Below are 14349 nucleotides of genomic sequence, written 5' to 3' on the forward strand. Positions count from 1 at the left end.
AAGGAAGAGCTCGCGCAGCAAAACGGCGAATTCAGGTTGAAAGCGCGCCGCGCACGGCCGCGATGATTCGCTCCTGATCGGCTTCGGTCAGGTACGCGTGCATCGGCAGGCTGATGACGTCCTGCGACAGGCTCTCGCAGCCCGGCAGGCCGCCCTCGGCCACCGGGTACTGCTTGTAGGCCGTCTGCTGATGCATCGACTTGCCGTAATAGATCGCCGTCGGCACGCCCTGGGCCTTCAGCGCGGCGGCAAAGCCGTCGCGGTCGGTGCCCTCAGGGAGGCGGATCGTGTACTGCGCCCAGACCGAGGTGTTGCCGGGAGCAACGCGCGGCACGGTGACCACATTGCTGAGACCGCGCGCGTAGCGCTCGGCGACCTTGTTGCGGGCGGCGATCTCGTCGTCGAAGATCTTCAGCTTCTCGATCAGGATCGCGGCCTGCATGGTATCGAGCCGGCCGGTCAGGCCGAGGCGGACGTTGTCGTATTTGTCCACGCCCTGCCCGTGCACGCGGATGCTGCGCAGCGTCGCCGCGAGCTCGTCGTCATCGGTAAAGATCGCGCCGCCGTCGCCGAAGCAGCCGAGCGGTTTTGCGGGAAAGAAGCTGGTCGCGGTGGCGAGTGCCAACGTGCCGAGCTTGCGGCCCTTGTAGCTCGCGCCAAAACCCTGCGCTGCGTCGTCGAGCACGAACAGGCCTTCAGCCTTGGCGATCTCGGCGATGGCATCGTGATCGGCCGGCTGGCCGAACAAATCGACCGGAATGATCGCGACCGGCTTGAGGCCGGCCTTGCGGGCGGTCGCGATGCCGCGCTTGAGCGATTCCGGGCTCATGTTGAAGGTGGCTTCGTCAACGTCGACATAAACCGGCGTCGCGCCGGTCCGCGCCACCGGCGAAGCCGTCGCGATGAAGGTGAAGGACGGACACAGCACGGCGTCGCCGGGCCCAACATTCTTCGCCATCATCACCATCAGGATCGCATCGGTGCCGCTGGCGCAGCCGATCACATGCTTGGCGCCGCAATATGCCGCAAGCTGCTTCTCGAGCTCGGCGACTTCAGGGCCGTTGACGAACTGACAATGGTCGAGAACCCGCTTCACGGCAGCATCGAGCGAGTCGCCGAGCCGGCGGCGCTGCGAGGCGACGTCGATGAAGGGAATGGGTTCGGAACGCAGATGCTGGTTCATGGCGCCTTCTTGGCTAGTCGACATGGAAAGAGTTCAACCGGCAACGCGGCGCGGACCCTTGCGGGCCGAGGACGTGGCCGCGGGCCGCGACGGCGTTTCCAGGCACTGCGTCGCGATCTCGAGGCTGGCGACACCTTCGTCGCCGGTGACCGCCGGCGTCTCGCCGTTGCGCACGGCCTTGAGGAACGCGATCAGCTCGGCGCGGAGCGGCTCGTCATGGCCGACCGGAAGATGCCGCATCGAATAGCTGCCGTCAGGCTTGAAGCCGAAACATTCGGTGACCTGGCGCGTCAAGAGATCGCCCATCACGTATTTGCCGCGGGTCGCGACCGTGACGCTACGCGCCTTGAACGGCGTCAGCCAGTTGGTGTTGATGTGCGCGAGCACGCCGTTGGCGGTGCGGAACTGCAAGAGCGCGATGTCCTCGCGCTCGGCGACCGCACTCGACAATTGCGGCTGCACCTCGACGATGTCGGACTCGGTGAACCAGCGGATCAGATCGATGTCGTGCACTGCGAGATCGATGACGACGCCGACATTGGACATGCGCGGCGGAAACGGGCCGACGCGCGTGATCGCGATCGACAGAATATCCTCGCCCGCGATCGCCTGCTTGACGGCGGCGACCGCCGGATTGAAGCGCTCGACATGGCCGACCATCAGCGTCACGCCGGCCTTTTGAGCCGCAGTGACGATCTCGCGGCCTTCCGCGACTGTGGAGGCAATCGGCTTCTCGACCATCACGTGGATGTTCTTGGCGATGCAGGCGAGCGAGACCTCGTGATGCAGATGGGTCGGCGCCGCGATGGTGACGGCATCGACGCCTTCGGCCAGCAGCTGTTCGAGCGTCTCGAAGCTCGCGCAATTGGCAAGCTCCATCGCCCGGGTGCGATGTGCCGGCGAAGGATCGACGACGCCGACGAGGTTGACGCCGGGAAGACCCGCGAGCACGCGCGCGTGGTTGCTGCCCATCACGCCGGCGCCAATGACGCCGACGCGCAAGCCGGCCTTTGCCGGTGCCGATCCTGTGGAACTCATTTGAGCAAACCCCGATTCAACGCAGATCCCCGGGGCGCTTCTAGCACGGACGCCACATTTGTGGCGAATGCGGAGCTAGCGGTCCGGACACGATTTGATTCAAAAAGTTACACGTTTCCCGGGCCTTAAGCCTCTGAAAGAGACCACTCTTTTGGCCCGGGTCGCATGATTCGGAGTGTGCTGGTTACGACCTTTGGTAGTCGTCTTCAATCCGGATGATGTCGTCTTCCCCGAGATAGCTTCCCGTCTGGACCTCGATCAGCTCCAGCATGATTTTACCGGGGTTCTCCATCCGGTGCACCGCGCCCATCGGGATGTAGATCGACTCGTTCTCGTGCACGCTTTTGACGGTCTCGTTGACGGTGACGCGGGCTGTGCCGCGGACCACGATCCAGTGCTCGGCGCGATGATGGTGCTTCTGCAGCGACAGACGTCCGCCCGGCTTCACCACGATGCGCTTGACCTGGTGGCGCTCGCCATTGTCGACCGACTGGTAGCTGCCCCAGGGCCGATGCACCTTGAGGTGCTCCTCGGTGACTTTCGGCGCGACCGCCTTGAGTTTTGTAACCAGCCGCTTGAACCCGTTGGCATCCTTCTGGCGCGAGACCAGCACTGCGTCCGCGGTCGCCACCACGATGAGATCGTCGACGCCTTCGAGCGCGACGAGCGCGGCATCGGTGGTGACGTTGCAGTTGCGGGAATCCTCGAACACGGCGGCGCCATGCGAAGCATTGCCTTGCGCGTCCTTGTCCGACAATTCCCACACCGCGTGCCAGGAGCCGACATCGGACCAGCCGCAGGACACCGGCACCACAGCGGCGCGCGCGGTCTTCTCCATCACCGCATAGTCGATGGAGATCGCCTTGGCCGCGCCGAACGCCTCGGGCTCCAGCGTCACGAAGCCGAGATCGCGGCCGGCATTGGTGACAGCATTGGAAATCGCCTCCACGCTCGCCGCATCGACCTTGCGGTATTCGTCGAGCAACACAGTGGCGGGGAACATGAAGTTGCCGCTGTTCCAGAGATAGCCGGAATTGACGTAGTCGGCGGCCTTCACCGCATCCGGCTTCTCGACGAAGCGCGCGACCGCGTGCACCTCGCCGGAGATGACCTCGCCCGGGCTGATATAGCCGTATTCGGTCGCCGGTCGCTCCGGCTTGACGCCGAAGGTGACGATGCGCCCGGCACTCGCGGCGGTGAGGCCCTGGCGGCACGCCGCGACGAAGGCCGCATTGTCCTGCACCACGTGGTCGGCGGCGAGCGCGAGCACGATCGCTTCACTCGCGCGGTTCTGCGCGAACACCGCACCGGCTGCGATCGCCGGGCCGGAATCGCGCCGCATCGGCTCGAGGATCACGTCGGCCTCGATGCCGATTTCCGCGAGCTGCTCCAGCACCATGAAGCGGTAGGAGGCATTGGTGATGACGATCGGGCGATCGAACAGCGAGGCCTCCGAGACGCGGAGCAGCGTGTCCTGGAAGGTCGAGCGGGTGCCGAACAACGGCAGGAATTGCTTGGGGCGCACCTCGCGCGAAGCCGGCCACAGCCGCGTTCCGGCACCGCCGCACATGATCAGGGGGATAATGCGTTTGTCCATCGTCATTTCAAACCTTGAACTCGTTCCGATACCAGGTGACAAAATTACGAATTCCGTGTGCGATCGGCGTTGACGGTGCAAAGCCGGTGTCGCGCATCAGATCCTCGACATCCGCGAACGTTTCCAAAAGGTCTCTCGGCAGCAATTCTTTGATCGCCGTCCCTGCTCCAGAATCCGACGACATGCATCAGCTCTTCCGGATGGTGGTTGCCGACATTGTAGACCTTAGACGGCGCATTTGCGGCAGCCGGGTCATCGGCGGGCATCAAGCCGATGAAATCGGCGGCGCCCGTGACCAAAATCGCCTGATCCCTCATCCTGTTCCCAAGGTCTGCTTCGCCCGATCCGTGCTCGGTCTTTCGCCCGCGGCGCCTCTTTAGCCTCCGCATCGACGGGGTCGCAATAGCTCCGCTGCCCTGCATGAGGGCTCTCGATCACCGCTATTGCAAGATCGACGCCAAAACCATACCAAAGCGGCCGAATTCGGCGCCTTGCGTCGGGTTGCTTCAACCCTTGTTCATGCGGGCGAAATGCGCCGAATCCTGCTGTCGACGGCCAAGATCCTGATTTCCGGAGCGCTGCTCTACCTGGCGCTGCGCAAGGTCGATCTGTCCGAACTGTTTTCGCGCTTCACCGTGACCAGCCTGTTCTGGATCGGCTTGGCGATCGCCGTCACGTTCCTGCAAATCTTCGTCGGCGTGTTGCGCTGGCGCGAGGTCAGCGCCGCATGCGGCGCCCCGCTCGAGCTCGGCCGGGCCATGCGCTACAACGTGATCGGATCGTTCTTCAACCAGACCCTGCCCTCGGCGATCGGCGGCGATGCGGTCCGGTTGTGGCTCGTCGCGCGCGCCGGCGCCGGCTGGCGCGCTGCGACCTACTCGATCTTCGTCGATCGCGCGATCGGTTTGATCGCGCTCGCGATCATGATCGTCGCGAGCCTGCCCTGGAGCTACAGCCTCATCGCCGATCCACACGGACGCTCGGCGCTGCTGCTCGTCGACCTCGCGGCGCTCGCGGGTGGTCTCGGCTTCCTGGTCTTCGGCGCGCTGAAATGGCACTGGCTGAGAACCTGGTGGGCCACGCATCACATCCACGCCTGTGCCGTGATCGCCAACCGCGTGATCTTCAGCCGCTCGCGCGGACCAGCCGTCGTGATCCTGTCGCTCGCCGTGCATGTGCTGGCCGTCGTGGTCGCCTGGTGCGTCGTGCAGTCGATCGCGGCGCCGGTCGGCTTCAGCGACGTCTTTATGCTGGTGCCGCCGGTGATGCTGATCACGATGATGCCGATCTCGATCGCCGGCTGGGGCGTGCGTGAAGCCACCATGAGCCTCGCGTTCGGCTTCGCGGGGCTGGCCGCCAACGAGGGGGTCAACGTCTCGCTGCTGTTCGGCGCCGTGTACTTCATCGTCGGCGCGATCGGCGGCCTGGTCTGGATCCTCAGCGCGGAGAAAGCCGCGCAGGGATCGGCGCCGCTCGGGGTACCGGAGTGAACGCGGCCGTTGACGCGCTCGGCGCCGTACCCTCGCTGCTTGCCGTTGCGATTGCCGCGCTGGTGTCGGGCGTCATCACCTGGACCAGCCGTCCCCTGCTCCAGCGTTACGCATTGGCGCGGCCCAACGCGCGGTCCTCTCATCGCATCCCGACCCCGCAGGGTGCGGGCATCGCCGTGATATCAGCGACGCTGCTGGTCGCATCAGCCTGGGCAGCCTGGGCGAACATCGCGATTCCGCCGGCACTGATCGCTGCAACGGTCTTGATCGCCGTGGTCGGATTTGCCGACGACATCAAGTCGCTGCCGGTGCTCGTGCGCCTCGTGCTGCAGGCCGCAGCTGTCGGCGCCGTCGTGTTCACCACGCCCGAGACCGCGCGCATCGTGCCGGCGCTGCCGCTCGCGCTGGAGCGCGGACTCATCCTGCTGGCGGGCGTGTGGTTCGTAAACCTCGTCAATTTCATGGACGGGCTCGACCTGATGACGGTGGCGGAAGTGGTGCCCGTCACCGCCGCGCTGCTGCTGCTGGGACTGCTCGGCGATTTGTCGTGGCCGGCCGCGCTGATCGCCGCGGCGCTGTGCGGCGCCATGCTCGGCTTTGCGCCGTTCAACAAGCCGGTCGCGAAAGTCTTCCTGGGCGATGTCGGCAGCCTGCCGATCGGCCTTTTGCTCGGCTGGTGCCTGCTCGAGCTCGCCTGGCGCGGGCAGCCCGCCGCGGCGCTGTTGCTGCCGGCCTATTACCTCGTGGATTCGACCATCACGCTGTTTCGGCGCATCGCAAGGCGCGAGCAATTCTGGTCGGCGCATCGCTCTCATTTCTACCAGCGTGCCACCGACCATGGCTTCACGGTCTCCCGCGTGATCGGGGAGGTGTTCGCGCTCAATCTCGTGCTCGCGGGACTTGCCATCGTCACCGCTCGCGCCGGCTCGATGACGATCACGCTGACCGCGCTGTCGGCGGGCGCAATCGCGATCGGCATCGTGCTGCGGCGGTTCTCCCGCCCTCAGGCGTCCTGAGCCACCAGCGCCAGCCGCAGCCCCTCGTCGAGAGACACCGGCGGCTGCCACCCGGTCGCGGTCGCCTTGGCGAGGTTGAGCTCGAGCGAGCCGATCAGGCTGTCATGCGTATCCTGCCGGCCCAACAGGCTCAGCAACGTCCCGAGCAGGTCCGGCGGCATGCCGAACAGCCGCGAGCTCTTGCCGGCAGCCTTGGCCAGCCGCTCGATGAACTCGGGCGTCGAGACCTGCTCCCTGTCGGCCACCAGGAAGATCTCGAAATTGCTCGCGGGATCTGGATGAGAGAGCCGGCGCAGGATGAACGACGACAGGTTCTGCACGGCAAGGAAGGCGCGGTGGTTGCGGATCGCGGCAAAGGGCAGCGGCAGCCCGAGGTTCACTGCACGCGTCAGCAGCGCGAAATTGCCCTTGGCGCCCGCACCATAGACCAGCGGCGGCCTGATCACCGAGACCTTCATGGCGCTGTCGCGCGCCAGCGTCTTCAAGCCCGCTTCGGCCGCGGCCTTGGACATGCCGTAGAGACCGCGCGGCGTCAGGACATCGTCCTCGCTGAACGGCCCGCGGCCCTCATTGCTGCGACCGTGCACGAGAACGGTGCTGATGAAAATGAACTGCCGCACGCCGGCCGTCGCGGCGCTGCGCGCCAGGTGCAGCGTGCCGGCAATGTTGACGTTGCGGTAGAGCTGGACCGCATGCTCTTCGTGCTTGTGATGCACCCGTGCGGCGAGATGAACGACGGCGTCGACGCCTTGAAGCGCGGCCTGCCAGTCGGTTTCGGGGCCGATCGTTTCGATCACGACCTCGTCGTCCATGCCTTCCGGTTTGCGGACCGCGCGGCGGATCGACCATCCCTCGCGCGCCAGTGCGGGCACGACGTGACGGCCGACGAAACCGCTCGCCCCCGTCACCAGCACGACTGGCTTGCGCTCGTTCATCGTTGCTCCGGCAGTTCGGGGTTGCGCAACAATTCGTCGGCCAGGGCCGCATAGGCGTTCATCGCGGTGACGCGATCGAACTTCGCCGCCGCCTTCACCGCGCGCTCCGCAAAGGCGACACCGTCGGAGCGAGACGCCGCGCGGATCGCCTCGGCCAGTTGATCGGCGCGGCCCGGTGTCACGACCCAGCCCAGCCCGTTCTCCACCACGGTCAACGCGGCCTCGGCCTCCGGTTCGGAGACCAGCACCACGGGACGGCCGACCGCCAGCAGATTGTAGAACCGGCTCGGCACCGACACCCCCGCAACGTCCTTCCGGTACGGAATGATCCAGAGATTGGCAGCCGCCAGGAATGGTTCGAGCTCGGCATCCTCGACCCGTCTCACGAAGGAGACATTGGGCAAGTTCGCCTCCGCCTGCAACTGCTTCAATCGCTCGAAGCCGATGCCCCAGCCGGAGAGCAGGAAGTGGATGTCAGGCTCGGCCCTCAAAAGACGCGCCGCCTCGAACACGATCTCCGGATCATGGGTGAAGCCGAGATTGCCCGACAGGCCGACAACGAAACCCGCGGAGAGCGCTTTGCGGAACGGATTATCCGTCGTCACCGGCCGGGGTGCGGCCACGAGCGTCGCCCAGTTCGGGATGAAGCGGATCTTGTTCCGCGTCATGCCGGAATAGCTCAGCAGCGGCCGTTCCGCATCGCGGCCGATGGTGATGACGGCATTGAGCGCGCGGAACATCAGGCCGTTGGCGGCGCGCATCGTCATGGTGATGATCGAACCGGGCTTCAGCAGGCCCGCCATCACCAGCACGTCCGGGAAGAGGTCGTGCATGATCAGCGCCGAGCGCGCGCCCTTCAGCCTCGCCGCCGCCGCAACTGCGTAAGGCAGCATGAACGGTGCGGTGACGGTGAGCACGACGTCGCCTCGCCTCAACTCCCGTGTCAACGCCAGGAACGTGCGCACCGCGAACAGCAGCTCGGAGGCGCCGCGCCGCACCAGCGCCGCCTTGCCCGCCATGCGGTTCTTGACGGCGACGACCCGCGGCTTGCCCGGGCCGGTCTGCGAGGCCGGCAACGCGCCTGATGAGCCCGACAGCACCACGACCTCGTGATCCCCCGCAATGCGGCAGGCGATCTCGGCCATGATCGCCGCCGTCGTGCTCGGATCAGGCGGGTAGTGCTGGCTCGCCACGACGATCTTGCCTCGAGGCTGCATGATCAGGCCGCGGTCGACCCGAATTCCGGAACCGCGTCCTTCAGAATGGTCCTGATGGTGGCCCGATCGTCGCGCGCGATCGCCTGCTCCAGCGCCGCAATCCATTTGCGCAGCGTCTGCATCGGCGGCTCGTTCGGCTGCGCGGCCATGATGCCGGCGACGCCGATCTCGCGGGTCGGCTCCTCGGAGGCGAACAGGATTTCGTGCAGGCGTTCGCCGGGCCGCATGCCCGTGAACACGATTTCGATGTCGTAGCCGGGCTGCAGGCCCGAGAGACGGATCATGCGCTCGGCGAGATCGACGATCTTCACCGGCTGGCCCATGTTGAGCACGTAGACCGACACGTCCGAACGCTGCGTTCCCAGCGCATGCGTTGCCGCCGTGATGACGAGATCGCAGGCTTCGCGGATGGTCATGAAGTAGCGGACCATGTCGGGATGCGTGACCGTCACGGGACCGCCGGCATCGATCTGGGCCTTGAACTTCGGCACCACCGAGCCGTTCGACGCCAGCACGTTGCCGAACCGAACCGAGATCAGCCGCATCGACCGCCTGGCGCCGCCGTGACCCGCCGCAAGATCATGGTCGAGCGCCTGGCAATACATCTCGGCGAAGCGCTTGGTCAGGCCGAGCATCGACACCGGCTCGATCGCCTTGTCGGTCGAGATCATCACCATGGCTTCGGCGCCGGCACTGTGCGCGGCATCGGCAACGTTGATCGAGCCGAAGATGTTGGTCTTGACGCCCTCGCTCCAGTCGCGCTCGAGGATCGGCACATGCTTGAGCGCGGCGGCATGGAACACGATGTCCGGCTTGAACTCGGCCATCAGGCGCATGATGCGCTCACGGTCGCGGATGTCGGCGATCCGCCCTTCGATCGAAGCAGCGGTGCCGAGCGCCGCGAGCGTTTCCGTGATTGCGTAGAGCGCGGGCTCCGAATTTTCCACGATCAGAAGGCGCGCGGCGCCGAACGCGACGACACGTTCGCAGATCTCGGAACCGATCGAGCCGCCCCCGCCGGTGACGATGACCGCCTTGCCCTCGATCAGGGCCTCGAGCCGCGCATAGTCGATCTCTTCGCTCGGCCGCAGCAGCAGGTCCTCGACGGCGACGGCCGTGAGCCGTGGCGTATCGCCACTCTCGAGCGAGGGCATGCGGCTCACGATCACGCCGAGCTTGCGCGCCCGCATCAGGATCGATTCGGGATGGGCCTCCGGCTCGAATGCCGTCGGCGTCATCACGACGCGCGCGATCCCCTTGCCGCGCTTGGTGAAGTCGGCGACGACATCCTCGATGTCGTCGACGCCGCCCAGGACAGGGACGTTGCGGATGGACTGGCCGCGATCGGAACTCGACGGCGAGAGCACACCGACCGGCCAGATGTGCTTGATCGCCCCGCTCTCGATTCCGCGCAACAGCACCTCGGCGTCCGCGGCGCGGCCGATCAGCAGTGTCGGCGCGGCATCTCCGGTGCGGGCGTGACGCCGAACCCGCGTATAGCGGAAATAGCGGTAGGCCATGCGCAACGCGCTGAGGAAGGAGATCTCGAGGAACCAGTAGAGGACGATGGTCACCTTGCCGAGGAAGAAGGCGCCGCGAACGTTGGGGGCGACGAAGATGTAGTCGAGCACCAGGAGTGCAACCGTCAGCACGGTCGCGACGCGGATGATGTTCAGCGCGTCGGGCAGCGAGATGAAGCGCCATTTCGTCGTGGTCAGGTTGAAGACGAAGAACACGACCACGCTGAAGGCGAGGAAATAGGGCAGGATCTGGATCAGCAGCGGCAGGCGATCGAAGAAGCCGTCGCCACCCTCGAAGCGCAGATAGAAGGCGGCGAACAACGCCGCCGTGGTCGCGAGCAGGTCGTGGAGCGCGATCATGAAATTGCGCAAGGTGAGATGCGAAAGACGCGTCATCCGCTGACCGAAAATCCAGTTAAATGCAACCTGATCGCGCTGATAACCCATCTCGGCCGGACATGCCAGTCAAGGCTTGCCGGTCAAGGTTTGCCGGTCAAGCTTTGCGATCCGCGGCCGTTCAGGAACCGGCTGCTGTCGCCTTCGCCTCGGCCTGCTGGGCCCGGATCACCATGCCGCCGGCAACGCCGACACCGATGACGTACATCCAGCCCTCGTGGAAGTCGAACAGATGGGAGTTGAACAGCGAGGTGAAGACGTTCTGGACCACGACCAGGAGGCCGACCCAGTTTGCGAGCCCGTCGCCGCGAAACAACAGCAGATGCAGGATCCAGATGGCGTAGAGAACGGCGACGCCGATGAAGCCCCATTGCACGGCCACGTTCAGAGTCTGGTTATGCGGGTTGCCGATCACCTCGGCGGACGCAAGGTTCTGATCGCCGGGCGTCGCGGCCCGCTCGAACAATCCACGCGTCGAGCCGGTGCCGTGCCCCTTGACCGGCGCCTCCGCGAAGAAACCGAGGGATTTTCGCCAGAATTCGAGCCGCAACCCGGCCGAGGTCGCCGCGCCTTGTTCGACATAGCGTGTGTAGTCGCTGGCAAAGCTGTCGGCGGTCTTGCGCAATTGCGGCGAGGCCTGCCAGGCGAGAACCGCGCCCACGAGCAGGGCCGCGGAGATGATCGCGATGCTGCGCCATCTCAGATGAAGCAACGCAAACACGCCGAACAGGACCGGAATGGTGACAAGCGCAGTGCGCGACACCACCACGAAGGCCATATTGACGAAGAAGGCGAGCGCAAGCGCCGTGAGCAGCCCTGCGATCCAGTAGCGCTTCTGACGCAGCAACTGCACGATCGGATAGGCTAGCGCGACCGCGCAGAGCGCAAACTCCTGGCTCTGGTCGATGTAGTTCTTGACGAAGATGCCGCGCTCGACGCGGTCGGATTTGAGCGCGAGGTCGGGGTAGAAGGCGACCAGCCAGGACATCACCGACAGCAGCGCGCAGGACACCAGGAAGGCGACGAACACCCAATGTCCGCGCGGCGAGCGCGCAAAATGATAGAGCAGGACCGGCAGCACCAGCAGCTTGACGGTCGGATTGACCGCGTAGAAGCGCGCGCCCCAGGCCGCGTCCGACCACAGCGTCCCGACCAGCGCGAGCAGGACCAGCGCAATCGGCGCCGCACAGATCGGACGCTTGAGCGATTGCAGGAACTCACGGACGTCGAGGAACGGCACCATGCAGAGCAGCATCAGGACATTGAATATCGCCGCAAGCGACGTCGACCATGGCAGCGAGGCCGCAGTCAGGATCGCGAACAGATCGACCGTCTCGGACCAGGCCGCCGGACTGCGCAGACGCCGCCACAGTACCTGGCCGGTCGTCTCCCCGGTGAGCGTCGTCACTTGCCCTCTCCCCGCGCGCGATGAACCAGCGCGGTCGTGCTGAAACCCTGGAGAATGTCGACCAGCACCACCGTCCCGCCCGCGGCCTCGACGACCTCATGGCCGACGACCTGCTCGCGGGTGTAATCGCCCCCCTTGATCAGCGCACTCGGCTTGATGCGGGTGATCAGGTCGATCGGCGTATCCTCATCGAAAATAACGACGAGATCGACGGCTTCGAGCGCCGCCAGCACTTCCGCACGCGCTCGCTCGTCCTGAACGGGGCGATCGGCGCCCTTCAGCCGCCGTACCGAAGCGTCGCTGTTCAGCCCCACGATCAGGCGGTCGCAGGCGGAGCGCGCCGCTGTCAGCACCTTGACGTGGCCGGGATGCAGGATGTCGAAGCAGCCATTGGTGAAGCCGACGCGCTGGCCTTGCTTCTTCCATTCCGCGAGCTGCGCGTCGAGCGCCCCGGGCTCGAGCACGATCTTCTCCTCGGCCGCGAGATAGGCATGCGGCAATATCTTTCGCTTCAGCTCGGCCGCACTCACGCTTGCGGTGCCCTGCTTGCCGACGGCGACGGCGGCCGCGGCACTGGCCATGCGTAGCGCCGTGTCCCAGTCCGCGCCCGTGGCGAGCGACACCGCGAGCGCCGCGGCAACGGTGTCGCCGGCGCCGGAGACGTCGCGCACCTTGACCGGGAACGCCGGAACGTGAACAGCCTCGCCGTTGCGCGGCACCAGCGTCATGCCGTGCTCGCCTTGGGTGACCAGGATCGCTTCGCAATCGGCGAGCCGCATCACGTCCTCGCTGGCATCGACGATGCTCTGCGGCGTGTCGGCGCGGCTTCGGGTCGCTTCCGAAAATTCCTTGCGATTGGGCGTGAGCAGCGTCGCGCCGCGATAGATCGCCCAGTTCAGGCTTTTGGGATCGACGATCACGGGCTTGCCGAGTTTTCGCGCGGCGTCGATGGTGTGGCGGATGACGCGGGCGGTCAGCACCCCCTTGGCGTAGTCGGACAGCAAGACGATGTCGGCGCGCGCGATCTGCGGCAGGATCGCCTCGATCAGCTTGGTCTCGATCGTATCGGAAGCAGGCTGTGCCTGCTCCCAATCCGCACGCAGCATGTGCGTGGAAAAATGCTCGGAGACGAAACGGACCTTTCGCGTGGTCGGACGCGAGGGATCGCACACCAGCACGCTTTCGATTGCGCCCTGCTCCGCAAGCGTCGAGGCGAGCTGCCTGCCCGCATCGTCCTCGCCGACGAGGCCGACGAAGATGCAGCGCGCGCCGAGCGCGGCGACGTTGCGCGCGACGTTGCCGGCACCGCCGATATGGATCTCGCTGCGCTGTGCCGCGATGACCGGCGCCGGCGCTTCCGGCGAGATCCGCGACACCTCGCCATAGACGAACTCGTCCAGCATGATGTCGCCGATGCACAGGACCGTGCGGCCCGAGATGGCTTGCGCGAGGGCATCGAAATCGAGAATGGGCGTCGGCATGGTGATGGGCCTCAGCGGAAGCGGTCGGGCCGGTCGAGATAATCCCCGACATAGGCCTTCACCGCGTCCTCGAGCGTGGTGAAACCACCATTATAGCCGGCGCGGTGGAGGCGATCGACCTCGCTCTGCGTGAAATACTGGTAGCTGCCGCGGATCTGCTCGGGCATGTCGATGTATTCGATGTTGGGACTTGCGCCGAGCGCAGCATAAGCTGCCAGCATCAAATCCTTGAAGCTGCGTGCCTTGCCGGTGCCGACGTTGAAGATGCCGGACACCGAGGGCGTTGCCAGCAGCCACATGATCACGCGCACGACGTCGTCGACATAGATGAAATCGCGGCGCTGGTCGCCGTCCGTGATGCCCTCGCGATGCGACTTGAACAATTGCACGACGCGGCCCGCTTTGACGTCGTCGAAGCGCCGCGCCAGCACGCTCATCATCGAGCCCTTGTGGTATTCGTTGGGGCCGAAAACGTTGAAGAATTTCAGTCCGGCCCATTGCGGCGGCAGCTTCTCGCCCTTCGCGGCGCGCTCGGCGACGGCGAGATCGAACAGGTGCTTGCTCCAGCCGTAGAGGTTCATAGGCCGCAGTTTCTTCAACGCAGCGATCGAAGCATCGTCGTCAAATCCAGCCTCGCCGTCGCCATAGGTCGCCGCCGAGGAGGCATAGATCAACGGCACCGCATTTGCCGTGCACCAGTCCAGGAGGCGCATCGACAGGCGGAAGTTGGTCTCGAACACCAGGTCGCCGTCGGTCGCCGTGGTCGCGGATATCGCCCCGAGATGGATCACGGCATCGAGCTTGCGGCCCTTCAGCCAGTCCGGCAGCTCAGCCGGCGGCACGATATCCACAAGCTGCCGCTTGGCGAGATTGCGCCATTTGCCCTCGGTGCCAAGGAAATCGCAGACGACGACGTCGCTGCGGCCGGCCTCGTTCAGCGCGGCGACGACATTCGATCCGATAAAACCGGCCCCGCCGGTCACCAGCAACATTTCACCTAGCCTGCCCGATGTTTTGCGACCCGATCTTGCCCTAGCGCATGATCCTCCAAAGTGTAAGCGGTTTTGG

At 65.5% G+C, this 14349-nt stretch carries 12 protein-coding genes and 1 pseudogene; 3 read left to right on the forward strand and 10 right to left on the reverse strand.

Going from position 1 to position 14349, the window contains the following annotated elements:
* Positions 1-31 precede the first annotated feature (31 nt).
* The 4 genes and pseudogenes from IVB45_RS25210 to IVB45_RS25225 form a co-directional block, all read right to left on the reverse strand.
* Positions 32-1183, reverse strand: coding sequence for a DegT/DnrJ/EryC1/StrS family aminotransferase (locus IVB45_RS25210; RefSeq protein ID WP_247287458.1), 1152 nt, complete (start codon positions 1181-1183; stop codon positions 32-34).
* Positions 1184-1216: 33 nt separating this feature from the next.
* Complete coding sequence (locus IVB45_RS25215; protein ID WP_247362642.1) at positions 1217-2221, reverse strand: Gfo/Idh/MocA family oxidoreductase; 1005 nt, start codon at positions 2219-2221, stop codon at positions 1217-1219.
* Positions 2222-2405: 184 nt separating this feature from the next.
* Entirely contained in the window at positions 2406-3818 is a 1413-nt protein-coding gene (locus tag IVB45_RS25220) for a mannose-1-phosphate guanylyltransferase/mannose-6-phosphate isomerase (RefSeq protein ID WP_247362643.1), read from the reverse strand.
* Positions 3819-3825: 7 nt separating this feature from the next.
* A pseudogene (locus IVB45_RS25225) lies at positions 3826-4081 on the reverse strand (UDP-glucuronate 5-epimerase); the annotation flags it as partial.
* On the opposite strand from IVB45_RS25225, the gene IVB45_RS25230 reads away from it, so the two are divergent.
* The 3 genes from IVB45_RS25230 to IVB45_RS25240 all read left to right on the forward strand — a co-directional run bounded on the left by IVB45_RS25230 (position 4001) and on the right by IVB45_RS25240 (position 6324).
* A complete protein-coding gene (locus tag IVB45_RS25230; protein WP_247362645.1) occupies positions 4001-4198 on the forward strand; it encodes a hypothetical protein in 198 nt (65 codons plus the stop codon). The pseudogene IVB45_RS25225 and the gene IVB45_RS25230 sit on opposite strands and share 81 nt — an antisense overlap.
* Before the next feature lie 150 nt (positions 4199-4348).
* Complete coding sequence (locus IVB45_RS25235) at positions 4349-5308, forward strand: lysylphosphatidylglycerol synthase transmembrane domain-containing protein (RefSeq protein WP_027566831.1); 960 nt, start codon at positions 4349-4351, stop codon at positions 5306-5308.
* Positions 5305-6324, forward strand: coding sequence for a glycosyltransferase family 4 protein (locus tag IVB45_RS25240; RefSeq protein ID WP_247362646.1), 1020 nt, complete (start codon positions 5305-5307; stop codon positions 6322-6324). Before IVB45_RS25235 ends, IVB45_RS25240 begins: the two co-directional genes overlap by 4 nt.
* On the opposite strand, the gene IVB45_RS25245 is transcribed toward IVB45_RS25240, so the two are convergent.
* The 6 genes from IVB45_RS25245 to rfaD all read right to left on the reverse strand — a co-directional run bounded on the left by IVB45_RS25245 (position 6312) and on the right by rfaD (position 14273).
* On the reverse strand, positions 6312-7259 hold the full coding sequence (locus IVB45_RS25245) for an NAD-dependent epimerase/dehydratase family protein (RefSeq protein ID WP_027566829.1): 948 nt from the start codon (positions 7257-7259) through the stop codon (positions 6312-6314). The two genes, IVB45_RS25240 and IVB45_RS25245, sit on opposite strands and share 13 nt — an antisense overlap.
* Entirely contained in the window at positions 7256-8476 is a 1221-nt protein-coding gene (locus tag IVB45_RS25250; RefSeq protein WP_247362647.1) for a glycosyltransferase family 4 protein, read from the reverse strand. The genes IVB45_RS25245 and IVB45_RS25250 overlap by 4 nt, the downstream gene beginning before the upstream one ends.
* Positions 8477-8478: 2 nt before the next feature.
* A complete protein-coding gene (locus tag IVB45_RS25255; RefSeq protein ID WP_247362648.1) occupies positions 8479-10392 on the reverse strand; it encodes a nucleoside-diphosphate sugar epimerase/dehydratase in 1914 nt (637 codons plus the stop codon).
* Between the two features lie 121 nt (positions 10393-10513).
* A complete protein-coding gene (locus IVB45_RS25260) occupies positions 10514-11800 on the reverse strand; it encodes an O-antigen ligase family protein (protein WP_247362649.1) in 1287 nt (428 codons plus the stop codon).
* Positions 11797-13281 (reverse strand): D-glycero-beta-D-manno-heptose-7-phosphate kinase, encoded by a 1485-nt coding sequence (gene rfaE1, locus IVB45_RS25265; RefSeq protein WP_027566825.1) that lies wholly within the window; start codon positions 13279-13281, stop codon positions 11797-11799. Before rfaE1 ends, IVB45_RS25260 begins: the two co-directional genes overlap by 4 nt.
* A gap of 11 nt (positions 13282-13292) precedes the next feature.
* The gene (gene rfaD / locus IVB45_RS25270; RefSeq protein WP_247362650.1) at positions 13293-14273 is read right to left on the reverse strand and encodes an ADP-glyceromanno-heptose 6-epimerase; all 981 of its coding nucleotides are present in this window, start codon (positions 14271-14273) and stop codon (positions 13293-13295) included.
* Positions 14274-14349: the final 76 nt, after the last annotated feature.

Source organism: Bradyrhizobium sp. 4 (assembly GCF_023100905.1).
Classification (GTDB): domain Bacteria; phylum Pseudomonadota; class Alphaproteobacteria; order Rhizobiales; family Xanthobacteraceae; genus Bradyrhizobium.

Bases quoted from the DNA above. Each gene is read 5' to 3' on its own strand.
- IVB45_RS25255 (WP_247362648.1), bottom strand. From the start codon at position 10,392: ATGACGCGTCTTTCGCATCTCACCTTGCGCAATTTCATGATCGCGCTC.
- IVB45_RS25230 (WP_247362645.1), top strand. From the start codon at position 4,001: ATGCATCAGCTCTTCCGGATGGTGGTTGCCGACATTGTAGACCTTAGA.
- IVB45_RS25250 (WP_247362647.1), bottom strand. From the start codon at position 8,476: ATGCAGCCTCGAGGCAAGATCGTCGTGGCGAGCCAGCACTACCCGCCT.
- rfaE1 (WP_027566825.1), bottom strand. From the start codon at position 13,281: ATGCCGACGCCCATTCTCGATTTCGATGCCCTCGCGCAAGCCATCTCG.
- IVB45_RS25210 (WP_247287458.1), bottom strand. From the start codon at position 1,183: ATGAACCAGCATCTGCGTTCCGAACCCATTCCCTTCATCGACGTCGCC.
- IVB45_RS25235 (WP_027566831.1), top strand. From the start codon at position 4,349: ATGCGCCGAATCCTGCTGTCGACGGCCAAGATCCTGATTTCCGGAGCG.
- IVB45_RS25245 (WP_027566829.1), bottom strand. From the start codon at position 7,259: ATGAACGAGCGCAAGCCAGTCGTGCTGGTGACGGGGGCGAGCGGTTTC.
- IVB45_RS25215 (WP_247362642.1), bottom strand. From the start codon at position 2,221: ATGAGTTCCACAGGATCGGCACCGGCAAAGGCCGGCTTGCGCGTCGGC.
- rfaD (WP_247362650.1), bottom strand. From the start codon at position 14,273: ATGTTGCTGGTGACCGGCGGGGCCGGTTTTATCGGATCGAATGTCGTC.
- IVB45_RS25220 (WP_247362643.1), bottom strand. From the start codon at position 3,818: ATGGACAAACGCATTATCCCCCTGATCATGTGCGGCGGTGCCGGAACG.